A 25,835-nucleotide genomic window follows, 5' to 3' on the forward strand; every position below is an offset into this window, starting at 1 on the left:
TAAATTCTAATAGAATAATGCTTTTTGATGATAATTATCAAAAAAATAATCTCGAATATTGATTATATTTGTGGAAATAACATTCTAAAACAAACCACTAAAAAAGTACTATTATGAAAAGCAAATCCCCAATTTTGATGATTGCCGCATTATTTTTTTTAAGTATTTCCTGCAGTAAATCTGATATAGAAAAAGGAGTAGATTGTGTTGGAGAGTCTTTATTCGAGAAAGTAAAGAATACTACAGATCCCACAAACCCTAAAAAAGTCGATTTTGCAGTTGAATATTCCGGAACAAACACTTTACAATCTGTAAAATGGAATTTTGGTGATGGTACACCTGCAGAGACAGTTACGGCAACGGGAACTACAGTTTCTATTTCGCATATTTATAGCGCCGCGGGTAATTATACAGTAAGAGCAGATATTACCGTTCAAAAAGGAGGTGCATCTTGTACATCGTCGCCAACAAGAAGTATTACTGTAAATTAGAGAATTTTGTTTTTTGAATGTTAAAGATTTCAATATTGGACATTTAACTTCGTTTAGTTTCTTGTAAATTTGCTTTTAATGATTTAGCGATTTAAAAAAGTTAAAAATGAGATGTAAATACAGCCTGATATTGCTTTTTCTTTTTCTTCAAATAGGGTTTTCTCAAAACAAAATCAATCTTTTTTCAGAAATCAATTACAGTTCAATTCCTTCGGTTTCGTTAAGCGATTATAAATCAGTTCAGGAGCGGGATCGAAAATTTCAGAATCCTAATATTGCTTTGGGAATCGGGATTTCGGGCGGAGGTTCCCGTGCGCAGTTTTTTAGTATGGGCGTACTTTTGGGATTAGAAGAAATTCAGGAAGGCAATTCTCAACGTAATTTCCTGAACGAGATCGACTACTTTTCTACCGTTTCCGGAGGCTGTTTTTCGGCAGGATATTATCTGACGATTCTCAAGAACAAATTGTTTTATGACAATTGTTCCTTCAACGAATTTTATTTTTCTAAAGCCGATGCTTATAAAGATTACGTAGATAAATCGGCTAATATTCTGTCTTTACTGAACAACAGCCGAAACGAAAAAGGCGATAAAATATCCATGACGCAGCGAATCGATTCGGATATTTTACAATACGACGGCACAAATCCTGACAATGTCAATAAATTTGGAACCCAAATGTTATTGTCGGATTTTTTTATTCCCAAAGACAGCAAGTCAATTCCGTCTTTACCCATGTTTGTGGCGAACGGAACTGCTTTTAATAACGGAGAACGCATTCCGTTTATGCCACATATTATTCGGGGTTTAAACCTGAACTCGTCTCTTGCGCCCAATAAAGCCGCCATTGCTTTAAACGAAAATAAAGTCAATGATGGTTATAATTTTCCCGTTACGTATGCGATCACGGCGAGTTCTGCTTTTCCGGGCGTTTTGCCAAAAGTAAAATTTGGAGTCAAAAATCAGGATAAAATTCTGTGTATTGTCGATGGCGGCGCGTCTGATAATATGGGATATAAAACTCTAGTCGAACTGCTTCATAATGATACAAGGGTAAATGACAAAAATAAAAAAGCACTTTTTATTGATTGTCTCGGACAAGGAAAAAAAGAACCTTATATCAATGATGCCAAAATCAGGCTGATTTCGTTGTTTGAAACGGCTTCTTTATACACCGTTCAAACCCGCTACATGACTTTTGATAAAGATGTCGAGAATACTTTTGAGCGTTATAAAATACCTATTACCAATTATCAGATTATTGGTTTTACCACTATTAAGGATTATTTGATGAAGATGGAAAAAGATTATGCTTATGAAGATTTAGTTTTTGAGTTGAAAAACACAAATGACGAATCGAGTAGTTGGGTAAAATTGTTTGCTACTTTTAAGCAAGGTTTAATCGCTAAATTTGGAGAAGATTCGTTTAAAAAAGATAAAGATGGCGAAATAATCGTTGCCACTTTAAGTAAAGAAAAATTTAAAGATTTGTCTGCCCGACAAGTTTTGCTGTTATATGAATATGCCTCGCATGTTGAAACCAAACTGAGGATTACACCGGAAGAAAGAGAAATCTTGTTGCTTTCCGGACGTTTTGCAGCTTATTTAAAAACCAATGAATTGAAAGAATTATTGGTAGAACATAAGTAATTTTGCCGAAATTTGATTTCCTGGTTCATCCTACACTTTTGACAGAACATTATAATGAATAAAAAAATCGTGTTTGCCTTATTGTTTTTGCCTCTCTTTTTATCTGCTCAGGTAAAAAGTAATAGTGCGTCTGATAATGTCTCCCGTTATTTTTATGATGATCATGTGGTTTCTATAGAGATTTGGTATGGACCGGATAAAAAACCGGACAGCACGAAAACATATTATTCTAACGGAAAACTCAACGAGATTTTTTATTATGATGATAAAGGCCTTAAGGATTCAAATGCTTTTCAGTACAACAAACAAGGAGAGAAACTGGTGACCTGGAATTTTTCTCACGGAAAATTAGTCAGCAGAACAGATCATAAACTGCCTTTTAATAAAGACAGGGAAGAAACCGTCAAAAAAGCACTTAAATTATTGACCGAAATCAATGTCAAAACCAATTACAATCCAACTAAAGTTAATGATTTATACAATCGAGGTGTTTTACGTATTAGTCTTGGCAACACCACTTTGGCACTTGAAGATTTAAAAAAAGTAGAATATTCAGTTGACAGAGATCCTAAAAATAAGGATATCGTTCTGTCTGATTCTCTGGAGAAAAAGAAAAATGAATTCAGGAGCAAACTCTACGACCGGTTAGCAAGTATTTATGCGTCACTGGAAATGGAAAGTTTTGCTTTTAATTATTACCATAAAGCCATAAAAAATGCTCCGGATGATTTGCGCATTTTATACAATTTTGCGTCTTTACTGCAACAGCGAAAATCAAATGATCTGGCACGTTTTTATTTAGAAAAAATCATCGCCAAAAAGCCCAATCATGCACATGCAAGATGGGCGCTCGCAAGATTATACAGTGATTTAGGCGAGTATCAAAAAGCAATGGAAAACGTCACGGAAGCTTTTAAATCTGAAAAAGCAATTATAGAGCGAACTGCTGCTTATGGCGGACGGGATTTAAGAACGACAAGGGGTTTAATTTATCACAAGCTGGGCGAATCAGATAAAGGAATTGCTGATTTGAAAGAGGCTTTAGAAATGGATAAAAACAATTCGTATGCGATGAAAAACCTGGGAATTATTTATCTCGATCAGCATAAATACAAAAAAGCCTGTGAGTTGTTCCAAAGAGCAGACGAGCTTCATTATACCTTGGCGTATGACGAAGCAGATTTGCCATCGTTATTAGAAAGTGCCTGCAATAATACTCAGCCCGAAGTTACAGAGTACAAAAAACCTTTCGTTTACCCAAATCCGGCGACAACGGTAGTCTCTATTGAAAATTTAAAAACAAGCAACTTCGATTTTGAGTTTTTTGATTTTGAATCCAAAAGCGTTTTAAAAGGTAAAACCACAGACGGAACCATAAACGTTATTGCCTTAGATGCCGGATTTTATATCCTGAAAGTCACTCTTGAAGATGCAGTAGAAACGTTTAAGGTGATTAGAGAGTAAAGAGAATAGAATAAAGAATTATTGTGATTAAAATCTTTGAGTATCTCTGTGTGACCTTAGTGCATCTTTGTGGAATCACCTTATTCCGGAATCACTTGCTCAATTAATTCTAATCTTTTTACGATCGAGTTTTTAGTTAATATAGTTCCTGGGGATAAAACGGCATTTGCTCCAATTCGGGAATTATCTCCCACCAAAGAACCAAATTTATCTGAATTTGTTTCGATAATCTCGGAATTATAAAGAACGGAGATTTTTTTATTGGCTCTTTCGTTATAATGATTTGCAGCAATCGAACCTGCTTCAAAATTGATGTTTCTTCCGATGATGCTGTTTCCGATATAATTAAAATGGGCAATTGCGGTATTAGAGCAAATAATGCTGTTTTTGATTTCGCAACCCGGACCAATTTTTACTGAGTGGTCTAAATAAACACCTTCCCTAAAATAAGCGTTTGCGCCAATGTAGCAGTTTTTACCAATAATTGCAGGGCTTTTTATGGTTACATTATTTTCGATAGTGGCTGATTTGTGAATGGCAATATTATCCTGAATGGTATAATCATCACCCAGATTCAAAATCATTTTTTCGATTATAGTTTTAAGGTCATTCGTAATATTCCAAGGTTCGGATTGAGGAAGATTGTTAAAAGTTGCAGAGAAATTTTCTATAAAATGGTCAATATGCATCATTGTAATTTTTAATTGCAATTTACTTATTTTTTATTTTCGAAGATGGAGAGTTTCGCAGAGATTCACAAAGTTTTTCACAGAGTTTCGCGAAGGAATATTTTTAAAAAAAAATACTGTTTTGAACGGATTAGTCCAGTCCCGACGTTTCGGGCTCGGGACGTTGCTACAAAATAAAACGTTTCTCCCGAACTTCGGCAAGAGAGCCTTCGGCTCGTTATATATTGTAGGGATGGATTTTAATCCATTCATAAAAAAATAATAAAATCTTCGTGCATCTCTGCGGAACCTCTCTTCGTAATAACCCCCGAAATAACTTTAGAATCAACTTTGTCGTGATCTTATAAAACATTTCCTTAAATTTGCTTCCGTTATAAAAAAATACAATAGTTATAAAAATCAAGCTATGTTACAGATCGCATTTATTAGAGAGAATCAGGAGAAAGTAATCAAGGCTTTAGCAAAACGAAATATCGATGCTAAAAGCGTTGTTGAAGAAGTGGTGCAACTAGACGAAAACCGTCGCGCAACACAAGTAGAATTAGACAACACTTTATCTGAATCTAATAAATTGTCCAAAGATATTGGAGAATTAATGAAAGCGGGAGAGAAGTCTAAAGCGGCAATCTTAAAAGAAAAAACGGTTTCATTAAAAGAAAAAAGTAAAGAATTAGGCGAAAAAGCAGAAGCTTTGGCAACTGAATTAACTAATTTATTATACACTTTACCAAACCTTCCTGCTGATATTGTTCCTGAAGGAAAAACTCCGGACGATAACTTAAATGTTTTTGAAGAAGGCGATATTCCGGTTTTACACGAAGGTGCTCAACCGCACTGGGAATTGGTAAAGAAATACGATATCATAGATTTCGAATTGGGTGTAAAAATTGCCGGTGCTGGTTTTCCTGTTTATAAAGGAAAAGGAGCTCGTTTGCAACGTGCTTTAATCAATTACTTTTTAGATAAAAATACGGCTGCAGGATATAATGAAGTTCAGGTTCCGCATTTGGTAAACGAAGCTTCAGGTTACGGAACCGGGCAATTGCCGGACAAAGAAGGGCAAATGTATCACTCAACTATTGATGATTTATATTTGATTCCAACTGCTGAGGTTCCGGTTACGAATTTGTTCCGCGATGTTCTTTTAGCTGAAACTGAATTACCGGTTTTATATACAGCATATACGCCATGTTTCCGTCGTGAAGCAGGTTCTTACGGAGCACACGTGCGCGGATTAAACCGTTTGCACCAATTTGACAAAGTAGAAATTGTACGTGTTGAACATCCTGATAATTCTTATGCAGCATTGGACGGAATGGTAGAACATGTAAAAGATATTTTGAAAGAATTGAAATTGCCATACAGAGTTTTACGCTTATGCGGAGGCGATATGGGTTTCACATCGGCTTTGACGTATGATTTTGAAGTTTTCTCTACAGCGCAGGATCGTTGGTTAGAGATCAGTTCAGTTTCTAACTTCGAAACTTTTCAGGCCAATCGTTTGAAATTGCGTTTCAAAGACAAAGACGGAAAAAACCAATTGGCGCACACATTAAACGGAAGTTCATTGGCTTTGCCAAGAGTTTTGGCCGGAATATTAGAGAATTACCAAACTCCGGAAGGAATCGTAATTCCAGAAGTTTTACGACCTTACTGCGGATTTGATATTATAAATTAATTTTACAGTACTTAGGATTAAACCTAACAGGCTTCTAAAACCTGTTAGGTTTTCTTAATTTATAGTAAGTACTAAAGCAAAAATAAAGCAAGATGAATGGAATTTTAAATTGGAATGTTGATCCTGTTATTTTCATGATCACAGATAGTTTTCCATTAAAATATTATGGCGCTCTTTTTGCCTGTGGACTTTTATTGGGTTATTATATCGTAAGAAGAATTTACCAAAAAGAACATCTTTCATTAGATAATCTGGATAGTTTATTGGTTTATGTAATTGTAGGCACCATTTTGGGAGCCAGATTAGGGCATTGTTTTTTCTATGAACCTTCTTATTTTCTTCAGCACCCAATAGAAATACTTTTACCAATTCAGAAGGTAGCCGGAGTATATAAGTTTGTTGGTTATCAGGGTTTAGCCAGTCACGGAGGATCAATAGGCGTTTTGATCGCAATGATTTTATATTGTCGAAAGTATAAAGTCAAGTTCTTGTGGATTTTAGATAAAATGGCCATTGGAGTTCCGGTTACGGGAGCTTTTATCAGGTTTGGGAATTTTATGAATTCTGAAATCTACGGAAAACCTACGAATGGAAACTGGGGAGTGGTTTTTGAGAGAGATGATAGGATCCCAAGGCATCCAACACAATTGTACGAAGCATTTGCGTATTTGCTGATTTTCGTAATTGTTCTTTATCTTTATAAATCAGAAAGGTTTAAAAAAGCAGACGGGTTTATCTTTGGATGTTTCTTAACTTTAATGTTTGTAGCCCGATTTATAATTGAATTCTTTAAGGAAAATCAGGAAGCGTTCGAAAATGATATGATTATTAATATGGGACAAATATTGAGTATTCCTTTTATTGTGATTGGAATAGCTTTGATGATTTGGAAATCGAAGAAAGTATAGTTTACAGTAGCAGTCACAGTTTACAGTGAATTGCACTGAATACAAAATACTGAAAGCAAAAACGGAAAAATGCGAGTGAAAACTGAAAAAGACTGAAGTATGAAAAATATCTTTATTTATATCGTTTTATTATGGTCGACTCTTGCATTAGCGCAAAATGAGCAATTGGCTCAGTATTACTATGATAAAGGTGATTTTGAAAAAGCTAAAATCAGTTACGAAGAACTTTTAAAAGGTTCACCATCCAACACGCAGTATTTTTTAAAAACGATCGATTGTTATCAGCAATTGCAGCAATTTGATTTGGCCGAAAAAACCATTCAGGATCGTTACAACAGATATAAACAAGGTGTTTTTTTAGTTGAATTGGGATATAATTTTCAACTGCAGAAAAATGATGCCAAAGCCAAAAATTACTACGATCAAGCGATCGAGAGAATAAAAACAAGTCCGAATGATGTTTACGGAATTGGGAACTCGTTCGAGAAAAAAGTATTGCTGGAATATGCTTTGAAAGCTTATCAAACGGCAATGCAGATCCAGCCCAATTACAATTTTAATTTCCAGATCGGAATGCTGTACGGTCAGTTAGGAAAGACCGATCAGATGATTGATCTTTTATTGACTGAATCCTACAATAATCCGCAAAATGCCAATTTGATCCAGACGCAATTATCCCGTTTCATGAATGGTGAGACAGATAATACCGCTTTTAAAGATGCAATGCGCAAATCTTTGATCCTAAGAACTCAAAAAGATCAGGATGTATTCTGGAATCATTATTTAAGCTGGTTTTATGTGCAGCAAAAGGAATTTGGGAAAGCCTTTATTCAGGAAAAAGCAATTTACAAGCGTGAACCTGAATCGCTTTCGAGTATCGTCAATTTAAGCCAGTTTGCGTTGAACGAAGATGATACTGATACCGCAACTGAGATTTTGAATTTTATACTTCTAAATACCAAAGATTTAGATTTATTGGTTCAGACCAATTCGTATTTAATGCAAATTAAAATCGATAAAGCTCAGGAAAAAGAGTATCCAATTATCAATAATGAGCTACAACAATTGCTTGTAACCTATGAAATAACTCCTTTTACCTTATCTTTGCAAATAATTCAGGCACATTTCCTGGCTTTTAATCTCAAAAAGACTGAAGAAGCCAAGACAATTATAAAAAAGGCTTTAGAGTTAAATTTGAATGATTATCAAAAAGCAGATGCAAAGATGGAGTTGGCGGACATCTTGCTTTTAGAAGAAAAATTCAATCAGGCACTGATTTATTATTCCCAGATTCAATTGGATTTAAAGAATGATGTCATGGCGCACGAAGCCAGTTTAAAAGCGGCAAAAACAAGTTATTACAAAGGTGATTTTGAATGGGCTCTGAAACAATTCAAAGAGTTGAAAGCGGCAAACACACAGTTAATTGCCAATGACGCTCTTGAATATTTTTTACTGATTAATGATAATACGGTTGCTGATTCGACACAAACGGCATTGAAACAATTTGCAAAAGGCGATTTTTTAATTTATCAGAATAAAAAACCGGAAGCAATTGCTCAGTTTCAGGGTATTTTAAAAGCCTTTAAAGGACAAGAAATAGAAGCTGTAACATTGTTGCGTTTAGGTAAAGTTTATGAAAGTCAAAAAGAGTATAATTTGGCTTTAAGCCAATACCAGCAGATCATTGACAATCATAGCGACGGAATTTATGTAGATGAAGCGCTGTTTTTTTCGGCAGAAATTTACAACGACGAATTGCACGATACAGAAAAGGCAAAGCCTTTATATGAAAAAGTAATTTTTAACCATCAGGATAGTATTTATTTTGTTGATGCGAGAAAAAAATACAGAGAGTTAAGAGGAGACAAGAATTTATAAAAATAGATCGTTAGATTATTAGACTACTTAGATTATTAGACTTTTCTGAAATCTAAGTAGACTAGTGTCTAAGAAGTCTAAAATTTAGAGAAAAATGATTATTTACAACGTTACTACTAATATACACGAAAGCGTTCATGACCAATGGTTAAAATGGATGCAGGAAAAACACATACCTGAAATTCTGGCGACACAAAAGTTTTCTTCGGCACGAATTGTAAGGGTTATGATTGAAGAAGAAATGGGCGGAATTACGTATTCAGTTCAATATGTTACGGACAGCAAAGCAACTTTAGATCAGTATTATATAGAAGATGAGCCGGCTTTTCATCAGGAAGCTTTGTCTTTATTTGCTGATAAGATGCTTTCTTTCAGAACTGAATTAGAAGTGATTTCGGAACATTAAAAGACATTTTAGATGATTAGACTTCTTAGATTTTTAGACTTACTGAAAATCTAACAATCTAAGAAGTCTAACAATCCAAGAATCTAAAAAAAGAAAATGGAAAAAGTAAAAGCCAAAAAACATTTAGGACAACATTTCCTGAAAGACGAAAGTATCGCCAAAGCAATTGCAGATACTTTAAGTTTAAAAGGATACGATGAGGTTTTAGAAATAGGACCGGGGATGGGTGTGTTGACTAAGTATTTGCTTGACAAACCAATAAATACACACGTGATCGAGATTGATACGGAATCTGTGGTGTATTTGGGTGAAAATTATCCAAAACTAAAAGATAAAATTATCTCTCAGGATTTCCTGAAATACAATATAAACGAGGTTTATGAAAATAAACAATTCGCTATTATTGGGAATTTTCCCTATAACATTTCTACGCAGATCGTTTTTAGAACTTTAGAGTACAAACATCAGATTCCGGAATTTTCGGGGATGTTTCAAAAAGAAGTGGCTGAAAGGATATGCGAGAAAAAAGGCTCAAAAGCGTACGGAATCTTATCTGTATTAGCACAGGCTTTCTATGATACTGAGTATCTGTTTACGGTAGATGAAAACGTTTTTATTCCTCCGCCCAAGGTCAAGTCGGGTGTGATGAAAATGACCCGAAAGGAAGATTATAGTCTTCCATGCGGTGAAAAGTTGTTTTTTACAGTGGTAAAAACCGCTTTTCAGCAAAGACGAAAAACATTACGTAACAGTTTGAAAACATTAAATTTATCAGATGAATTGCGATTAGACACTATCTTTGATAAGCGTCCAGAGCAATTAAGCGTGGAGGAATTTATTGTTTTGACTCAAAAAATAGAAGCCGATGGAGTTTAAAATCAGCAAAGAGCTAATTAAAGAAATAGCTCAACTCATTCAAGCTAAAAACAACAAAGAGCTCGAGATCTTATTAAATGACATGCACCATGCCGATTTCGCTGAAATCCTCGATGAAATTGACATTGATGAAGCCACATATATATTTAAAGTACTAGACAGCGAAAAAACAGCCGAAATTCTTCTTGAATTAGAAGATGATTTGCGTGAACAGATCTTAAACCGACTTTCGCCTAAAGAAATCGCAGAAGAGCTGGATGAGCTGGAAACCAATGATGCGGCAGATATTATTGGAGAACTTTCTAAAGACAGAAAAGCAGAGGTAATTTCTGAGCTTCAGGATGTCGAACACGCTAAAGGAATCGTTGATTTATTGCGTTACGGCGAAGATACTGCCGGAGGTATCATGCACAAAGAGTTGGTGAAAGTCAACGAAAACTGGAACGTACTTACTTGTGTAAAAGAAATGCGTATTCAGGCTGAAAATGTTTCAAGAGTGCATTCTATTTATGTGGTAGACGATGAAAACAGGCTTAAAGGCAGATTATCGCTTAAAGATTTATTGACAACATCGACCAAAACACAAATTTCTGATATCTATATCCGAAAACTGTATCATGTAAACGTTGAAACTCCTGATGTTGAAGTCGCCAGAATAATGGATAAATACGACCTCGAAGCGATTCCTGTTGTAGATGAACTAGGACGTTTGGTAGGCCGCATTACAATTGATGATATTATCGATGTCATAAAAGACGAAATAGAGAAAAGAGATACTGAAGACATTCAGAAATTTGGGGGACTTGAAGCCTTAGAATTGCCATACGTTCAAACGCGTTTGGGCGAGATGGTCAAAAAGAGAGCTACATGGCTTGTTGTTTTGTTTATCGGAGAAATGTTTACGGCTTCGGCAATGGGATTCTTTGAAGGTGAAATAGAAAAAGCAGTCGTTCTGGCCTTATTTGTTCCGCTTATTATTTCGAGTGGAGGAAATTCCGGTTCACAGGCAGCAACACTTATCATTCGTGCCATGGCATTGAAAGAGCTTACGCTAAAAGATTGGTGGTATGTAATGAAAAAAGAAATTGCATCAGGATTTTTACTAGGTGCCATTTTGGGAATTGTGGGGTTTGTAAGGATTTTTATCTGGCAGGAAACCGGACTTTATGAATATGGAGAACACTGGGTAGCCATCGGGATGACCGTTTCGCTATCGTTAGTATTTATTGTTTTGTGGGGAACACTTTCAGGATCTATGATACCCTTTTTACTGAAAAGACTTAAACTCGATCCCGCAACTTCATCAGCACCGTTTGTCGCTACTTTAGTAGATGTAACAGGATTGGTAATCTATTTTACGATAGCTTCTTTATTGTTGAAAGGAAAGTTGCTGTAAGAATAGAATCGGTTAATATTACAATAACTAATGCTTTTGTACTAGCCGGAATGATTCCTGGCTTTTAGATTTTTGCCACAAATTGATACATTGCAGTGATTTAAAATCTATAAAATCTGCGTAATTTACACGTCGAAAAATCTGCTATTAACCTACCGGAAAAACAAATCAAAAAACCAACCAGAATGAAAGTACATATCATAGGAGGAGGAAATCTTGGGGTTTCTATTGCCTTGGGAATTGCGAAGTTCTCAAAAAACAATCAGGTTACTGTTACGAGAAGAAATACAGCCAGTATTCAATATTTATCAGAGTATGGCATCACGGTTTCATCAGATAATAAACATAATATTCAGGAAGCCGATGTGGTAATTCTAACGATAAAACCGTATCAGGTTGATATAGTTTTAGCTGAAATTTTGCCTGCAATCAAAGGAAAAACGATTGCTTCGGCGGTGAGTGGTTTGTCTTTGGATATGCTTCAGGAAAAAACAAATAATGAATATCCGGTTATCCGAATCATGCCAAATATCGCGGCTCAGTTTGGTGAATCGGCAACTTGTATTTCTTTCCCTGAAAAAGACAGAGAGAAAGCATTGCCAATTGTTGACTTGTTTCAGGATCTGGGAACTGCTCCTGTAATCGATGAGAAACTAATGGATGCTGCCACAGTTCTTGGTGCATGCGGAACAGCTTATGCGCTAAGATACATTCGTGCCTCAATGCAAGCCGGAATCGAAATAGGTTTTGATTCACAAACTGCTTTGGCAATCGCCGCACAAACGGTGAAAGGAGCTGCAAAAATGTTACTAGAGGAAAAAGTGCATCCGGAACAATTAATCGACCGTGTAACGACGCCTCAGGGCTGTACAATTGTAGGTCTGAACGAAATGGAGCACAATGGTTTCAGTTCTTCATTAATCAAAGGAATTAAGACCTCTTTGAAACAAATAAAAGGTTAGGTCGTATTAAATTACAATATTTTAAAATTCCAAATTCCAATTTTGTTGGGTTTGGAATTTATTTTTTAATCAGCTGTATATACTTCCTGTCACATTCTGCAATCTTAGTATAAGAGTTCATCGAATTTCCATAATTCTGAATTGTAAGTGTGTCTTTAGTATAACTTGCATCAATTCCAACAGGGATTTCTAATGCTGGAGATTCTGATTCTGTAATTGAATCATTTTCATCTTCATTGCCAAGGTCTCCCTCGTAATCATCCCATTTTATACCTTCCAGAAGAAGGTATTTTTCACCGGATTCGTTTGTGGTAAAAGTGGCAATGCCTTTTAGTTTTCTGAGTTTTGTTTTTAGGAAATAAGTATAACCGTTTTTCTCTTTTTTGATTTCAACAGAAATTTTACATTCACCAGTATTGTTTGGGTCCGGTTGTGTTTCGTAAAAACCTGCAATAGATTCTTCATTTTTGTTTGTAGAATTAGTCGCGATCGTTTCAGGATTCTTTTCCTGACTTACAGGTTTTGGTTTATTGTTGCAGGCCAAAAGCAATATCATCATAAAAAAGGCAAAGAAATGTTTGTCAGCTGATTTCATAATCTTTAGGATGCTTTTTTACAGATTGAATTTGTTGAAAATTATGCCGTTTTCTTTCTTGTCAAAGTATATTTTAGATAAATTAATCCAAAAACACCGGAAAGTATAGAGGCGATTAAAATTGCAATTTTAGAAAAAACAATCGTTTCAGGATCTTTAAAGGCTAAAATTGTAATAAAGATAGACATTGTAAAACCAATTCCGCCCAACATTCCGGCACCTAGAATATGTGCCCATTTCAGGCTTTTAGGCAAAGAACATAATCCGGCACTGACCCCAATAGAAGAGAAAAGAACGATTCCCAATGGTTTTCCAACAACAAGACCCAGAATAATTCCGATAGTGTTAGTATGACTTAAGCCTTCGTGCCAGTCTGATTGAATCGCAATACAAGTATTTGCAATGGCAAACAGAGGTAAAATCAGGAAAGCAACAGGTTTGTGTAAAAAGTGCTGCAATTTATAAGACGAAGATTTTTCTCCACCATCTCCAAACGGAATTACAAAAGCCAGTATGACTCCCGTGATTGTAGCGTGAACGCCCGAGTTGAGCATAAAGTACCACATTATCACGCCTCCAATTAAATAAGGAATGAGGTTCTGAATTTTCATTCGGTTCAAAATAAATAAGAATCCCCAGATTCCTAAAGCGATTGCAAGATTTACAAAAGAGATAGAAGTAGTATAAAAAATGGCAATAACAATGATGGCGCCTAAATCATCGATAACGGCCAGGGCAGTCAGGAATACTTTTAACGATGACGGAACTTTTTTTCCTAAAAGAGATAATATTCCAATAGCAAAAGCAATATCAGTTGCCATCGGGATTCCTGCTCCGTTTTGAGTTGCAGTACCAAAATTTAAAGCCAGGAAAATAGCTGCCGGAACCAACATTCCGCCAAGAGCAGCCATAATGGGTAAAGATGCATTTTTGATGTTCGATAATTCACCGTGATAAATTTCGCGTTCTAATTCTAAACCAATCAATAAAAAGAAAATAGTCATTAAACCGTCATTGATCCAATGAGTAACCGAATGTCCGCCTAAATCTTTTTCCCAAAAAGCGATATATTCTGTCTGAAATGAAGAGTTTGCTAAGTATAAAGAGATGATCGTAACAAACAAAAGAAGTAATCCTCCTGATTTTTCGTTGTTGAAAAAGGCTTTGAAAGTCTTGGTTAGTTTCATTTTAGAGAGGTTCTAATGATTTAGAAAGAGAGAAATTCAGGGAAAATCCATGAATCTTAGATTTTCAAAGTTAAAAAAAATCTTATCAATAAAAAATTCACTGTACTTTTGTTTTATTAATTTGTCGTATTAATCTTTATTATTTAACGTTTTGATGTTTCTTACCAGAAGCATTCTGAGTTGTAATATCGCTTTCATGCGAAAATAATAATCTAACCAACTTTTAAAACCGTTACCAAAAAAAAGACCAATGAATTATAAGACCATTCTGTTTAGACCTTTACTACTCTCTTTTTTTCTAATTCAAATTTCCTGTAAAAAAGAAAATGCTCAAAATACAGCAGCAACTACTATAGAGGAAACAATTCCGGTTGTTGTGGATAAAACATATCAAATAGATGAAAAACAAGACGGAAACGAGAGACTTGAAGTAAAATCAGTGATTAAGTTCTCTAAGAAATACAATTCGCCTTCAATATGGCAGTTCGATCTCGATATGAAAAAAGAAGGTCTTAGGGTGATTAATGAACTTCAGAATGGAAACATACTGTATTTGATAGAAGAAGGAGATGAAAAATATAATTATACTCCTGTTTTGCTGATACTAAACAAGCAAGGTGTTCAGGTAGCAAAACAGAAATTAATTGATTCGAAATCAAAATATAATTTGTTCAACACATTAGTACTTCCTGATAATCAGGGCGGATTTACTATATATGCCAAAAAAGAAAGCAAGTCATATGGTAATTCAGAAAAAGACAATACAGATGAAGCAAGAATGCGAGCTGTACTGATAAGATTTCAACTCGATAAAATGAAATTCGACAGTAAATATTCGGGTTATAAAACCGAAAGTAAATCGATGGCGGATATTTTTCTTAAACCTTTGTTGGAAAAGGGTTTTTCGAATATTTCTAAAGGAGATTTTTTATTGCAGTATATACAGGATAAAATAGTGATCAGCGGTAAAGCTTCAAAGCCAAATCAGGATGAAATTCCTTTTGTTGCAATTTTAGATCACAATCTGAATTTGCTAAAAATGAATTTTTTTGATGGATATCCGGAAACAGAAATTGACGCCATAAGTCTGACAGCCAATGGAAATTTTTATGTAGAAGGAACAGAAAATTCTGCTGCAGACGGATCCTACTACTCGACACATAAAAGATTTATGCTGAATGCTAATTTAGAGTTGCTCTCTGATACATCAGATAAAGAACCGTATTATTCTTTCTATCGTGGTCCGTCAGCGCCGGATGTCGAAGAAGAGACTGAAGACGAAACCGCAAGTACTGCTGAAGAAAGCACGAAAGAGGAAACAACAGAGCCGACTGTTGAAAAGGGGAGCAGCGTTATTTTTTATACAGACAAAGCAGATAAAACCTATTTTAGCCTAAAGGAAAAAGCAATAAATTCAAGTGAAGTAGTATTTGAAAAAAGCCGCAGTAAGGATAGTACTGCTTTATGGAAGATCAAACTTGTATTTCCTGGGCATTATGAAGTGCCTTTTACTAATAGTACCAAAGGCTTTAAGCGGGCTAATGGAGATTTTGTTTTTTATTTATATATCCGCGATACATCTGGCGAACAAGACAGATCAAGCGCTGTGGTTTATGTGTTTAATAAAGAAGGACGTTTAAAACGTCAGTTCGAGACATCGGGTTATTTTGAAATAACCGATTTTGAAATGAAGGAGTCAGAAGGAAAATTAATTACAGCTTTTGTTTCTTATGATGCCAATTATGTCAATAAGGAATGGCAGTATCCGCACACTTTTCGTTCGATATTATATTCTTTAGAATAATCGTAAAGACAGTGATGAAGTAGCTGAGCTGAAACAAAGAAAAACAAACCCATTTTGTAAATCATCCCAATATAATAAGCCGTATTTTTGCTTTATAAAACATACTACAATGAGCATAAAAATTCTACATATCGATAGCAATAATCCAATTCTCTGGCAACAACTAGAAGATGCCGGTTTTGAAAATCATGCAGATTTTAAATCTTCTAAAGAAGAAATCGAAGCTAAAATTCAGGATTATAACGGAATCGTAATTCGAAGCCGTTTTAAAATCGATACAACTTTTTTAGACAAAGCAGTTAATTTACAATTTATTGCCAGAGTTGGTGCAGGTCTGGAAAGTATTGATTGTGAGTATGCAGCATCAAAAGAAATTCATCTGATTGCGGCTCCGGAAGGTAATCGCAACGCTGTTGCAGAACATTCATTGGGCGTAATTTTATCCTTATTCAATAATTTGAATCAGGCTGATGCCGAAATAAAAGCGGGACACTGGAACCGTGAAAGCAATCGCGGACATGAATTAGACGGAAAAACGGTTGGGATTATTGGTTACGGAAATATGGGAAAAGCATTTGCTAAAAAACTCCGCGGTTTCGAAGTTGATGTTGTCTTTTATGATATCCTGGAAAACATTGGCGATGAAAATGCCAGGCAGGTGTCGCTGCAGGAATTACAGCAAAAAGCAGACGTTTTGAGTCTTCATCTTCCGTGGACTCCGGAAACGGATAAGATGGTCAATGCAAATTTTATAAACGCATTTGCAAAGCCATTCTGGATTATAAATACTTCACGTGGTAAAAATATCGTAACGGCGGATCTAGTTGAAGCTATGAAGTCTAAAAAGATCCTTGGTGCCGGCCTGGATGTTTTGGAATATGAGAAATTATCTTTCGAAACACTTTTTCAGGATAAAAATACGCCGGAAGCTTTTCAGTATTTGCTCGGGGCTAAAAATGTTCTCTTAACACCTCATATTGCCGGTTGGACTTTTGAAAGTCATGAGCGTCTGGCGCAGGTTATTGTTGATAAAATAAAAGCAGTATACACAAAGTAAGGTTAATGGCATACAAAAACAGATACTGTTTGCCTTTTAGAATTTTAATAACGGGTTTTTTCTGTATAATTATTTAAAACATAATTAGCTTTTAATGTTAATTTTTAATAATATTGCCACACATTTTTAGATGAATAATCTGATTGTAAATAGTTGCAGGTTTTAAAACAGGACTCTGATTGTCTGATAAAAAAAACTTTTTTTGATACAATAATAATTTATAGGAGACTGCCGCTTATTTATAGTGGCTTAGTTTTGCAGACTTTTAAAAGAAGCTTGTCTAATGCTTAGAAATTAGAAACACATTAACCAAAACTTAATTAATAAAAAATGGAGAACAATTTTAAAGAAACGTCAAACAATTTTGATGAACAAATTCCGGTATTTAAGGTAGACCCTATAATGGTGTTGCTTTTTGGATTTTTAACATGCGGATTATATTTGATTTATTGGAATATTAAAGTTGCAGAGGTTTTTAATGCCGTTGCCAAAAGAGAAGTTATTTCTCAGCCAATTGCTATTTTTGCAGGATGTTGTATGCCGGTAAATATTTATTTTTATTACCTGGCCGGTAAAGATGCTTTACCAAAGGTTTACGAGAAAACTGGTGAACTTCAAAAAGATCAATCTACTTTATTAATTGTTTTAGGGCTTTTCTTTCCTATGGCAGCAGCAATGATTGTACAAGGTGATATCAACAGATTATACAAATAATAACAGAGTAAAACGTAAAATTTACGGAATTATCGGTGCAGCAATTACACTGATAATTCCGTTTTTTTTGATGCTCAATAATCACAACGATCATTTAGAGACAGATCAGTCGTTTTGTCCTTTCAAAATGGTTACCGGTTTTCCTTGTCCCGGTTGTGGTATAACCAAATCTTTGGTGTACTTCTATCAGGGTGATATCTACAAATCGGTTAGTTATCATATTCTGGGGCCTTTTGTCATTATATTTTGCTGGTTAACCATCATTATACTAACGACAGAAATCATTACCAAAAAAGAATATTTTACAGGCCTTTTATATAATAGAAAACTGGCCTATAATATGGCTTACTTTTTAGCTTTTTATCATTTGATACGATTGGTGCTGTTTGTCAGGAATAATTCTTTTGATGATATATTACATCAGTCCATCTGGTTTTAAGACATAAAAAAACTCATAAGCTGTGGCTTATGAGTTTTTTTATTTTATTTCGAATTTGATTAATCTTCTTTCTCAGATAATTTGCGCTCCAATTCTATTTGAAACTCTTCTATAACAGGTTTCATAGTGCTTTCAGGAATATCTGCGATTCTGATGTACATTAAACCATCTACGGCATTGTTGAACAACGGATCGACGTTAAAAGCTACAACACGCGCATTTTGCTTGATGTATTTTTTGATTAAAACCGGCAAACGTAAATTTCCAGGCTCTAGTTCGTCAATGATTTTATCGAATTTATTCAGGTCAGATTCTGCTTCGTCAAAGATAAAATCTTTATCAGCATCTTTCAGTTTTACTTTATAGGCTTTCTTCGGATGGATGTATTGTGCGATATAAGGATCGTAATAATTTGACTTCATGAACTCAATCATCAATGATTTCGAAAAGTCAGAGAATTGATTGCTGATGCTCACGCCGCCTAATAAATACTTGTGTTCCGGATAACGTAATGTGGTATGAATAATACCTTTCCATAACAAGAACAAAGGCATTGGTTTTTGCTGGTATTCCTTGATGATAAAAGCACGGCCCATTTCGATTGATTTATGCATCATATCGTGCAATTCAGGTTCAAATCTGAATAAGTCATTCAGGTAAAATCCTTCAATTCCGTATTTTGGATAAATCTCAGAGCCCAATCCCATGCGGTATGCACCGGCAATTTTTTTGCTTTCATCATCCCATAAAAACATATGATGATAATATTGGTCAAATTTATCTAAGTCAATAGATTCATTCGTTCCTTCGTCTACTTCACGGAAAGTGATTTCGCGCAAACGGCCAATTTCGTGCAGGATATTCGGGATAGATTTCGCTCTTGCAAAAAATACTTCGTAATTTTTACTCTGCAATAATCGGCAATCGCTATTTCTTAACATATTTACCTCGTCAATCATTTTTGATTCACTTGCAGGCGTTACGATTTTTTTAGGTGCTTTTGGTATTTTTAAACTTGCTGTGTCCAATAATTTACTGTCCTTTTCGAAAGGATTTGCCAGCATATAAGTTTTCTTTCTTAGGAATTCCGAGTATTCTTCAAACGATTCAATTTCGTTTTGTTCGTTTACAGAAATAGGTTTTCCAATACGTACTTTAATTACGCGGTCTTTCTGTGTAAGCAATTCTGATGGTAATTTTGCGGTTCGCAGAGTATCATCAATTTTAGAAAGCCAATAAAATAATCTGCTGTTTTTAGCATGAAAATAAATTGGAACAACCGGAACTTTGGCTTTTCTGATCAGTTTCAGAGCGCCTTCTTCCCAAGGTTTGTCAACAACTAATTTTCCGTCTCTATACGTAGAAACTTCCCCGGCAGGGAAAATACCCAACGGTTTTCCGTCACTCAAATGACGCAAAGTTTCTTTGATTCCAACCACGCTCGATTTAGCATCCTTATGATTTTCAAAAGGATTTACCGGCATGATGTATTTTTTAAGCGGAACAATTCGGTGTAATAAAAAGTTGGCGATAATTTTGAAATTTGGTTCTCTTTCGAGCATTAATTTCAATAGCAAAATACCATCAATTCCTCCAAGCGGATGATTTGAAATGGTAATGTATGCGCCATCTTTCGGCAAACGTTTTAAATCTTCTTCCGGAATTTCAAACTTAATTTGCAGTTCGTCTAATACTCCGTTTAAAAACGCAACATCTTCTAAATGTTTATTATGATCGTAAATTTTATTAAGGGTAGAAATTTTAAGGACCTTCATAAGAATCCAGCCTGAAAAAGTACCAAGAACTCCGTACTTCTCAACATTTATTGCCTTTGCAACTTCTTTCGCGGTAACTAAACCCATGTACTATTTTTAATTTATTAGAGCAGCGAACAAAGATAACAAAAAACTCTACTTTTCGCTGTTTCAAACACAAACTTTCCACTTTTTTATTACATTTGGAATCCTTAAAAAAACACTGATGAAAATTATTTCTTATAATGTAAACGGAATAAGAGCCGCAATAGCCAAAGGCTTTATCGAATGGCTGCAACACGCTAATCCTGATGTTATTTGCCTTCAGGAAATAAAAGCAACAGAAGAGCAAATTCCGGTTGACGCTATTACTGCCGCGGGTTATCCGTATCAATATTATTATCCTGCAACAAAAAAAGGCTACAGTGGTGTGGCTATCTTATCCAAAATAAAACCTAATAATGTGGTTTATGGAACCGGAATTCAGCACATGGATTTTGAAGGTCGTAACCTGCGTGCTGATTTTGGTGACTGTTCTGTAATGAGTTTATACCTTCCGTCAGGAACTAATATTGAGAGATTAGATCATAAATTTATGTTTATGGATGACTTTCAAATGTATGTAAACGAGCTGAAACTAACCATTCCCAATCTGATTATTTGTGGTGATTACAACATTTGCCACGAAGCCATCGATATTCATGATCCGGTTCGCAACAAAACCGTTTCAGGATTTTTGCCGGCAGAACGCGCGTGGCTTGACGGATTTATGAAATCTGGTTTTGTCGACAGTTTCCGTCATTTCAATAAAGATCCGCATCATTATTCATGGTGGAGTTACCGCGCCGGAGCCAGAGGAAATAACAAAGGCTGGCGTATCGATTATAATTTGGTAAGTGACTCTTTGCAACATCGTCTGAAGCGTGCTGTAATTCTTCCGGATGCTGTACATTCTGATCATTGCCCGGTTTTAGTCGAAATCGAGTAAAGTTTGGTATTGTTCTTGTTGAGAGAATAGCGGATTAAAATGTCAAAATTAATATTGTTATTGATATTGAATTTTGACATTGTTTGATTATTAATGCGCCCCATAATAAAATAAAGTAAAATGATTAAAAAGGCCTCCATCGGATTACTAGTTGTAGCTATGTCTATGACTTCTTGTGTATCTAAGAAAATTTACAACGATCTTGAAACAAAATATTCAGATCTTAAAAAAGAAAACCGTTCGATTGCAGATCAAAATGCTGATTTGCAAAAAGCAAAAAATCAGTTAGAATTAGATCGCGATGCTTTAACGAAAGACTTAAATAGTACAAAAGATGAACTGGCGAAACAAAAAGCCGATTTAGCTGCAGCGCAAAATAAGTTCAAAGTTTTGCAGGATTCATACAATGCATTGGAGAAAAACAGCAATGATGCATTGGAAAAAAATATGGCTAAAAACCGCGATTTGTTAGCACAATTAGAAGCAAAATCTAAAAAATTAGCCGAAGAACAAGCGAGTCTTGATAAAACAGCTAGCCGTTTGAATGAACTTGAAGCGATGATTGCAGCCAAAGAAGCAGCAATGAGAAAACTAAAAGAAACGTTGTCTAAAGCTTTAAACGGTTTTGAAGGTAAAGGTTTGACTGTGGAACAAAAAAACGGAAAAGTATATGTTTCGATGGAAAATAAATTGCTTTTTAACTCAGGAAGCTGGGCTGTTGGAACCGAAGGCAGAAGAGCGGTTGTGGAATTAGGAAAAGTATTGGGTGATAATCCGGACCTTTCAGTTCTTATCGAAGGTCATACAGATGATGATCCGTATGCTGGTTCAGGACCAATTGCCAACAACTGGGATTTATCGACCAAAAGAGCTACAGCAATTGTAAATATTTTGAGTGAAAACACAAAAATCAACAAGCAAAAATTAACGGCAGCAGGTCGCAGCGAATTTTCTCCGCTTGCCAGCAATGGAACTCCGGAAGGAAAAGCTAAAAACCGTAGAATCGAAATCATCTTAACACCAAGATTAGATGAAATCGCTGAAATGCTGAATAGTATTAATTAAGATTCTAAGGGACTAAGTTGCTAAGATTTTATAAGGGCTCAGAGTTTTGAACTTTGGGCCTTTTTTGATTTTATATTTTTGTAACTTTGAAACTCTAAAAAAGCTATAATTATGGGACTTCCAGAATTAAAAGATAAAATACGTCATCAATTAGATCTCGCTGATGAAAGAGTATTAAGAATTGTTTCTTCTGTGTTTGATAACTATTTAAATGAAGTGGTTTCATATGATGCGCAGGGGAATCCTTTAACTTTATCTGAATATAATAATAAAGTTGAGGAAGGATTGAATGATGTAAAATACAATCGAATAATTTCAAAAGAAGATTTATCGAAAGAAATGCAAGATTGGGATAATGAGTAATAGTAAACTTGTAGTTTTTTGGACTAAGATTGCGAAAGAAGATTTAAAAGATATTTATATTTCATTGAAGAAAGTGGTCTCTAAAGAAAAAGCAATCCAAATTAGAGATGAATTGTTTAATTGTACAAATAGTATTGTATTTGCTGAACAATTTCAGGTGGATGAATATAGATTTGATTGCCGACGAATTATCATTAGAAATTATAAAATATTATATCAGATTAAAGAAAACTCAATTTTTGTAATTAGGGTTTTTAATTCGTTTCAAAATCCTTTGAAAAGCTTAAAATAACAGAAGGTGCAAAGTTTTACTTTGAACCTTTTTTGTTTATCAAAATTAAAACTTAGTGACTTAGAATCTTAGTAACTCAGAACCTTAAAAAAAAACTTATTCTTTTTTTAACTTTTGTACAATTTTCATTTGAAAAATCCCGTCGTATCTTTGAATTATAAGATTATTCAAAAAATGGATTATCTTAGAACCTTAGCAACTCAGCACCTTAGAGCCTCAAGAAAAAAATGAAATACACGACACTACCCAATACCGATATAAAAGTTAGTAAAATAAACCTCGGAACGATGACTTTCGGACAGCAAAACACAGAAGCTGAAGGGCATCAACAAATGGATTATGCACTCGAACGAGGCGTAAACTTTTTTGATACAGCCGAAATGTACTCTGTTCCTGCCCGCGAAGAAACTTACGGAAGTACTGAAAAAATTATAGGAACCTGGTTCAGGAAATCCGGGAATCGTGACAAAGTGGTTTTGGCATCTAAAATCGCAGGTCCGAACCCGAATTTTACTTATATGCGTGAAAAAGGAGATTTCTCTCCTGCAAGTATTAAATATGCTTTAGAAAACAGCTTAAAACGCCTTCAGACAGATTACATCGATTTGTATCAGATGCATTGGCCGGAACGACCAACCAATTATTTCGGAGAACGAGGTTTTAAAGATCACGATGCTGAATGGGAAGATAATTTCAGAGAGATTCTCGAAACATTTGATGGACTAATAAAAGAGGGTAAAATAAAACACATTGGTGTTTCTAATGAAAATGCATGGGGAATGATGCGTTTGCTTGAAGAAAGTAAATATCAAAACCTGCCAAGAATCAAGACCGTTCAAAATCCTTATAATTTGCTGAACCGTCTGTTTGAAGTTGGTTCTGCCGAAGTGGCAAAATATGAAAACGTAGGTTTATTGGCTTATTCTCCTTTAGCGTTTGGAGTCTTAACGGGGAAATTTTTAACCGGCGAGGCACATCCAAATGCGAGAATTAAGCTTTTCCCGCAATACACACGTTACAACAGCGAACAATGCACACAAGCCACAAGATTGTATCAGGAAATCGCTCATAAACACGGTTTAACTTTGACAGAATTGGCAATGGGATTTGTATTACGGCAACCTTTTTTAACGAGCGCGATTATTGGTGCAACTACAATGGAACAATTAAAAGAAAATATCGACACCATTGATGTGTTTTTGTCAAAAGAAATCTTAACTGAAATAGCCGGAGTTCAGGCGATAATTCCTGATCCGGCTCCGTAAATGAATAATGGCTTCGACTCCGCTCAGCCTGACACCGTCAAATGAAACTTGTCAGGTTTTTTATATTGAAAAACGAATGTCACCCTGAGCGGAGTCGAAGGCTTGTTAGTAAAAGTGGCTATTAAATCCGGCCTTGACGAACCGAAATACATGAAATAAAAAATCCCGATACATTTTTCTGTATCGGGATTTTATGTTTAAAGATTCAAATTCTGATCTTTAGGATATCTGACTTTATAACTAATTCTGAATTTCTTGTTTTCATTTGGTTTCAACTGCAATTGCCAGGTAAGTATTCCGGTTTCTATATTCACTTTTGCACCGTCGCTTTGCAATAATTCTACCTCAATTTCTTTATTGGTACTTAACGGATATTGATCTTTCAATAACAATTCAACCGCTTCTTTTTTATTGTTTCTCACAGTAATATCAAACGTAAAAGTCTGTTCTTTTTTAGTAGATAAAAATTTAGTTCCTGATTTATCAGCCACTTTTTCTCGTTTTATCGAAACCTTTTTGTCGCGTCCCATGCTTAGATTCAAAGTGTCGCTCGTTTGATTTGGTTCTATAAAAGTTTTCCCAACATACATGCCTTCAAAAATAATATTGGCTTCACCTCGCAATAAATTGTATTTACTGTAATCTGCAATTTCAGCTAACAGAAATGCTTCATTTTCTACTCGCGGAACGGCATAATATTTATAAGTCGCAGGAAGTTTAATTTCTTTTAATGAAACACTGTGTATTTTTCCGTTAGATAAAATATCATAAGGAATATCAATATCAAACGAAACATTCAGCTGGTTTTCTGCAACAGTAGTATAATTTGAAACGGATGATTTTTCCAGTACAGGTGAAGGCATATCCATAGATTCGCTTAATTGTTCTTTTGAAATTTTGGCAACACTTCCCTGAATTTGATTCCTTTTATTTCTGGATGCGTAACCGTTAACTACAACTTCTTCCAAGTAGGTTTGATTGGCTAAAAACCACGAACTCAATATTGGTGCCTGATTATTTTGATTAGGCAATCCGCTTGATAAAGTTAGTTTTACTTTTTTCCAGTCGATACCGGTGTTCTGAATAACTTGTGCTTTGTACATCATGTTAATTGGCGATGTAACACTTTCGGCACGTAAATCATAAAATGGTGTCCAGGTTGCATTATCAGTTAGATAAGAAATGTCAAACGGAATTACTCCAGCGGTTTGATTCATCACTTGCACTATTAGTTTTCCTGATGATGTTTTTTCTTCTTTATTAGCGTTTACTTCGAGCTTATTGTTGAGTTTTCGAAGCGTTTCATTCAGCTTTTGCTGTTTCTCAGAAAGCGTATTAATAGTATTAGCAATCTCGATTTGCTTATTTTTATAATAATCCACCATTTTCATTAATTCAGTTACGTTCAAGCCTGAATTTATTCCCGAAATCTGCTGGTTTTTATCTAAAAGCTGTATCGTTTTGTTTTCTGAATTAATCGTATTATTCACTTTCTGAATTTCCTTCTGAACCAAAACAATACTGTCTCTTACTATTTTTAGTGCAGGCGATTTAGAATCGGTTTCGTATTCTGAGATATAGTTATTGGTAAATTGAACAGAGAGAACTGTCACGCCAGATGGTGCACCAATTTGCACAGAATTTTCATTTAAATTTACCGCTACGTTTTTGATTACTATTTCACTCGCACCGGCAGGTAATGTTGCAGTTGCAGTTTGAGATAGTTCGGCGGCATTAAAATATACGGTTGCTGATTTTACTTTGGCAGTGGTAAAGATTGGTTTTTGTGCCAATGCAATTGTGCCAATCAGGAACAAAACGGATGTTGTTATTGTTTTTATCATGGTTTTATTATTTGTATTATTTTTCTGAATTATTTGGATTGCAAATAACGGAAATTGAAATGGGTT

The 25,835-nt window shown here is 35.0% G+C and carries 24 protein-coding genes; 19 read left to right on the forward strand and 5 right to left on the reverse strand.

Annotated features, from left to right (window positions below):
• The first annotated feature begins 113 nt into the window (after nucleotides 1–113).
• The 3 genes from B0A67_RS07895 to B0A67_RS07905 all read left to right on the forward strand — a co-directional run bounded on the left by B0A67_RS07895 (nucleotide 114) and on the right by B0A67_RS07905 (nucleotide 3,606).
• Nucleotides 114–491, forward strand: a complete 378-nt coding sequence (locus B0A67_RS07895) for a PKD domain-containing protein (protein WP_072957199.1) — start codon at nucleotides 114–116, stop codon at nucleotides 489–491.
• A 106-nt stretch (nucleotides 492–597) separates the two neighbouring features.
• Nucleotides 598–2,142 (forward strand): patatin-like phospholipase family protein, encoded by a 1,545-nt coding sequence (locus B0A67_RS07900; RefSeq protein ID WP_072957196.1) that lies wholly within the window; start codon nucleotides 598–600, stop codon nucleotides 2,140–2,142.
• Nucleotides 2,143–2,196: 54 nt separating this feature from the next.
• Nucleotides 2,197–3,606 (forward strand): T9SS type A sorting domain-containing protein, encoded by a 1,410-nt coding sequence (locus B0A67_RS07905; protein ID WP_072957193.1) that lies wholly within the window; start codon nucleotides 2,197–2,199, stop codon nucleotides 3,604–3,606.
• Between the two features lie 80 nt (nucleotides 3,607–3,686).
• Here B0A67_RS07905 and B0A67_RS07910 read toward each other — a convergent pair whose 3' ends face one another.
• Nucleotides 3,687–4,298, reverse strand: a complete 612-nt coding sequence (locus B0A67_RS07910; protein WP_072957190.1) for a DapH/DapD/GlmU-related protein — start codon at nucleotides 4,296–4,298, stop codon at nucleotides 3,687–3,689.
• 403 nt (nucleotides 4,299–4,701) lie between these two features.
• Here B0A67_RS07910 and serS point away from each other — a divergent pair, with 403 nt between their 5' ends.
• The 7 genes from serS (at nucleotide 4,702) to proC (ending at nucleotide 12,402) form a co-directional block, all read left to right on the forward strand.
• Nucleotides 4,702–5,973: a serine--tRNA ligase gene (serS, locus tag B0A67_RS07915; protein ID WP_072957186.1), complete on the forward strand. Its 1,272-nt coding sequence runs from the start codon at nucleotides 4,702–4,704 to the stop codon at nucleotides 5,971–5,973.
• Between the two features lie 92 nt (nucleotides 5,974–6,065).
• Nucleotides 6,066–6,881 (forward strand): prolipoprotein diacylglyceryl transferase, encoded by an 816-nt coding sequence (gene lgt / locus B0A67_RS07920; RefSeq protein WP_072957181.1) that lies wholly within the window; start codon nucleotides 6,066–6,068, stop codon nucleotides 6,879–6,881.
• A gap of 99 nt (nucleotides 6,882–6,980) precedes the next feature.
• A complete protein-coding gene (locus tag B0A67_RS07925; RefSeq protein WP_072957178.1) occupies nucleotides 6,981–8,762 on the forward strand; it encodes a tetratricopeptide repeat protein in 1,782 nt (593 codons plus the stop codon).
• Between the two features lie 94 nt (nucleotides 8,763–8,856).
• Nucleotides 8,857–9,168, forward strand: a complete 312-nt coding sequence (locus B0A67_RS07930; protein ID WP_072957175.1) for a DUF4286 family protein — start codon at nucleotides 8,857–8,859, stop codon at nucleotides 9,166–9,168.
• A 96-nt stretch (nucleotides 9,169–9,264) separates the two neighbouring features.
• Nucleotides 9,265–10,044 carry a 16S rRNA (adenine(1518)-N(6)/adenine(1519)-N(6))-dimethyltransferase RsmA gene (gene rsmA / locus B0A67_RS07935; protein WP_072957171.1) on the forward strand — a complete coding sequence of 260 codons (780 nt, stop codon included), beginning with the start codon at nucleotides 9,265–9,267 and terminating at the stop codon, nucleotides 10,042–10,044.
• Nucleotides 10,034–11,440 (forward strand): magnesium transporter, encoded by a 1,407-nt coding sequence (gene mgtE, locus B0A67_RS07940; RefSeq protein WP_072957168.1) that lies wholly within the window; start codon nucleotides 10,034–10,036, stop codon nucleotides 11,438–11,440. The genes rsmA and mgtE overlap by 11 nt, the downstream gene beginning before the upstream one ends.
• 185 nt (nucleotides 11,441–11,625) lie before the next feature.
• Entirely contained in the window at nucleotides 11,626–12,402 is a 777-nt protein-coding gene (proC, locus tag B0A67_RS07945; RefSeq protein ID WP_072957165.1) for a pyrroline-5-carboxylate reductase, read from the forward strand.
• A 58-nt stretch (nucleotides 12,403–12,460) separates the two neighbouring features.
• Here the strand turns inward: proC and B0A67_RS07950 are convergent, their stop codons facing one another.
• The gene (locus tag B0A67_RS07950) at nucleotides 12,461–12,997 is read right to left on the reverse strand and encodes a hypothetical protein (RefSeq protein WP_072957163.1); all 537 of its coding nucleotides are present in this window, start codon (nucleotides 12,995–12,997) and stop codon (nucleotides 12,461–12,463) included.
• Nucleotides 12,998–13,038: 41 nt separating this feature from the next.
• Nucleotides 13,039–14,184, reverse strand: a complete 1,146-nt coding sequence (gene nhaA, locus B0A67_RS07955) for a Na+/H+ antiporter NhaA (RefSeq protein WP_072957161.1) — start codon at nucleotides 14,182–14,184, stop codon at nucleotides 13,039–13,041.
• A 250-nt stretch (nucleotides 14,185–14,434) separates the two neighbouring features.
• On the opposite strand from nhaA, the gene B0A67_RS07960 reads away from it, so the two are divergent.
• The 4 genes from B0A67_RS07960 (at nucleotide 14,435) to B0A67_RS07975 (ending at nucleotide 18,198) form a co-directional block, all read left to right on the forward strand.
• A complete protein-coding gene (locus tag B0A67_RS07960; RefSeq protein ID WP_072957158.1) occupies nucleotides 14,435–15,988 on the forward strand; it encodes a hypothetical protein in 1,554 nt (517 codons plus the stop codon).
• Between the two features lie 109 nt (nucleotides 15,989–16,097).
• Nucleotides 16,098–17,045, forward strand: coding sequence for a 2-hydroxyacid dehydrogenase (locus B0A67_RS07965; protein ID WP_072957155.1), 948 nt, complete (start codon nucleotides 16,098–16,100; stop codon nucleotides 17,043–17,045).
• Between the two features lie 330 nt (nucleotides 17,046–17,375).
• Entirely contained in the window at nucleotides 17,376–17,759 is a 384-nt protein-coding gene (locus B0A67_RS07970) for a DUF4234 domain-containing protein (RefSeq protein WP_072957152.1), read from the forward strand.
• Nucleotides 17,734–18,198 (forward strand): DUF2752 domain-containing protein, encoded by a 465-nt coding sequence (locus B0A67_RS07975; RefSeq protein WP_072957149.1) that lies wholly within the window; start codon nucleotides 17,734–17,736, stop codon nucleotides 18,196–18,198. The genes B0A67_RS07970 and B0A67_RS07975 overlap by 26 nt, the downstream gene beginning before the upstream one ends.
• A 59-nt stretch (nucleotides 18,199–18,257) precedes the next feature.
• On the opposite strand, the gene B0A67_RS07980 is transcribed toward B0A67_RS07975, so the two are convergent.
• A complete protein-coding gene (locus B0A67_RS07980) occupies nucleotides 18,258–20,060 on the reverse strand; it encodes a GNAT family N-acyltransferase (RefSeq protein ID WP_072957146.1) in 1,803 nt (600 codons plus the stop codon).
• Nucleotides 20,061–20,178: 118 nt separating this feature from the next.
• Here B0A67_RS07980 and B0A67_RS07985 point away from each other — a divergent pair, with 118 nt between their 5' ends.
• From B0A67_RS07985 to B0A67_RS08005, 5 genes are all read left to right on the forward strand, one after another.
• Nucleotides 20,179–20,940 carry an exodeoxyribonuclease III gene (locus tag B0A67_RS07985; protein WP_072957143.1) on the forward strand — a complete coding sequence of 254 codons (762 nt, stop codon included), beginning with the start codon at nucleotides 20,179–20,181 and terminating at the stop codon, nucleotides 20,938–20,940.
• 120 nt (nucleotides 20,941–21,060) lie between these two features.
• Complete coding sequence (locus tag B0A67_RS07990; protein WP_072957139.1) at nucleotides 21,061–22,005, forward strand: OmpA/MotB family protein; 945 nt, start codon at nucleotides 21,061–21,063, stop codon at nucleotides 22,003–22,005.
• Nucleotides 22,006–22,116: 111 nt separating this feature from the next.
• The gene (locus tag B0A67_RS07995; RefSeq protein ID WP_072957136.1) at nucleotides 22,117–22,368 is read left to right on the forward strand and encodes a hypothetical protein; all 252 of its coding nucleotides are present in this window, start codon (nucleotides 22,117–22,119) and stop codon (nucleotides 22,366–22,368) included.
• Nucleotides 22,361–22,660 carry a type II toxin-antitoxin system RelE/ParE family toxin gene (locus B0A67_RS25400; RefSeq protein WP_072957133.1) on the forward strand — a complete coding sequence of 100 codons (300 nt, stop codon included), beginning with the start codon at nucleotides 22,361–22,363 and terminating at the stop codon, nucleotides 22,658–22,660. Before B0A67_RS07995 ends, B0A67_RS25400 begins: the two co-directional genes overlap by 8 nt.
• A gap of 227 nt (nucleotides 22,661–22,887) precedes the next feature.
• Nucleotides 22,888–23,925: an aldo/keto reductase gene (locus tag B0A67_RS08005; RefSeq protein ID WP_072957129.1), complete on the forward strand. Its 1,038-nt coding sequence runs from the start codon at nucleotides 22,888–22,890 to the stop codon at nucleotides 23,923–23,925.
• Nucleotides 23,926–24,122: 197 nt separating this feature from the next.
• On the opposite strand, the gene B0A67_RS08010 is transcribed toward B0A67_RS08005, so the two are convergent.
• Entirely contained in the window at nucleotides 24,123–25,769 is a 1,647-nt protein-coding gene (locus B0A67_RS08010; RefSeq protein WP_072957127.1) for a DUF4139 domain-containing protein, read from the reverse strand.
• Nucleotides 25,770–25,835: the final 66 nt, after the last annotated feature.

This window comes from Flavobacterium aquidurense (genome assembly GCF_002217195.1).
GTDB classification, from domain to species: domain Bacteria; phylum Bacteroidota; class Bacteroidia; order Flavobacteriales; family Flavobacteriaceae; genus Flavobacterium; species Flavobacterium frigidimaris.

Bases quoted from the DNA above. Each gene is read 5' to 3' on its own strand.
- B0A67_RS07895 (WP_072957199.1), top strand. From the start codon at position 114: ATGAAAAGCAAATCCCCAATTTTGATGATTGCCGCATTATTTTTTTTA.
- B0A67_RS07900 (WP_072957196.1), top strand. From the start codon at position 598: ATGAGATGTAAATACAGCCTGATATTGCTTTTTCTTTTTCTTCAAATA.
- B0A67_RS07905 (WP_072957193.1), top strand. From the start codon at position 2,197: ATGAATAAAAAAATCGTGTTTGCCTTATTGTTTTTGCCTCTCTTTTTA.
- B0A67_RS07910 (WP_072957190.1), bottom strand. From the start codon at position 4,298: ATGATGCATATTGACCATTTTATAGAAAATTTCTCTGCAACTTTTAAC.
- serS (WP_072957186.1), top strand. From the start codon at position 4,702: ATGTTACAGATCGCATTTATTAGAGAGAATCAGGAGAAAGTAATCAAG.
- lgt (WP_072957181.1), top strand. From the start codon at position 6,066: ATGAATGGAATTTTAAATTGGAATGTTGATCCTGTTATTTTCATGATC.
- B0A67_RS07925 (WP_072957178.1), top strand. From the start codon at position 6,981: ATGAAAAATATCTTTATTTATATCGTTTTATTATGGTCGACTCTTGCA.
- B0A67_RS07930 (WP_072957175.1), top strand. From the start codon at position 8,857: ATGATTATTTACAACGTTACTACTAATATACACGAAAGCGTTCATGAC.
- rsmA (WP_072957171.1), top strand. From the start codon at position 9,265: ATGGAAAAAGTAAAAGCCAAAAAACATTTAGGACAACATTTCCTGAAA.
- mgtE (WP_072957168.1), top strand. From the start codon at position 10,034: ATGGAGTTTAAAATCAGCAAAGAGCTAATTAAAGAAATAGCTCAACTC.
- proC (WP_072957165.1), top strand. From the start codon at position 11,626: ATGAAAGTACATATCATAGGAGGAGGAAATCTTGGGGTTTCTATTGCC.
- B0A67_RS07950 (WP_072957163.1), bottom strand. From the start codon at position 12,997: ATGAAATCAGCTGACAAACATTTCTTTGCCTTTTTTATGATGATATTG.
- nhaA (WP_072957161.1), bottom strand. From the start codon at position 14,184: ATGAAACTAACCAAGACTTTCAAAGCCTTTTTCAACAACGAAAAATCA.
- B0A67_RS07960 (WP_072957158.1), top strand. From the start codon at position 14,435: ATGAATTATAAGACCATTCTGTTTAGACCTTTACTACTCTCTTTTTTT.
- B0A67_RS07965 (WP_072957155.1), top strand. From the start codon at position 16,098: ATGAGCATAAAAATTCTACATATCGATAGCAATAATCCAATTCTCTGG.
- B0A67_RS07970 (WP_072957152.1), top strand. From the start codon at position 17,376: ATGGAGAACAATTTTAAAGAAACGTCAAACAATTTTGATGAACAAATT.
- B0A67_RS07980 (WP_072957146.1), bottom strand. From the start codon at position 20,060: ATGGGTTTAGTTACCGCGAAAGAAGTTGCAAAGGCAATAAATGTTGAG.
- B0A67_RS07985 (WP_072957143.1), top strand. From the start codon at position 20,179: ATGAAAATTATTTCTTATAATGTAAACGGAATAAGAGCCGCAATAGCC.
- B0A67_RS07990 (WP_072957139.1), top strand. From the start codon at position 21,061: ATGATTAAAAAGGCCTCCATCGGATTACTAGTTGTAGCTATGTCTATG.
- B0A67_RS07995 (WP_072957136.1), top strand. From the start codon at position 22,117: ATGGGACTTCCAGAATTAAAAGATAAAATACGTCATCAATTAGATCTC.
- B0A67_RS25400 (WP_072957133.1), top strand. From the start codon at position 22,361: ATGAGTAATAGTAAACTTGTAGTTTTTTGGACTAAGATTGCGAAAGAA.
- B0A67_RS08005 (WP_072957129.1), top strand. From the start codon at position 22,888: ATGAAATACACGACACTACCCAATACCGATATAAAAGTTAGTAAAATA.
- B0A67_RS08010 (WP_072957127.1), bottom strand. From the start codon at position 25,769: ATGATAAAAACAATAACAACATCCGTTTTGTTCCTGATTGGCACAATT.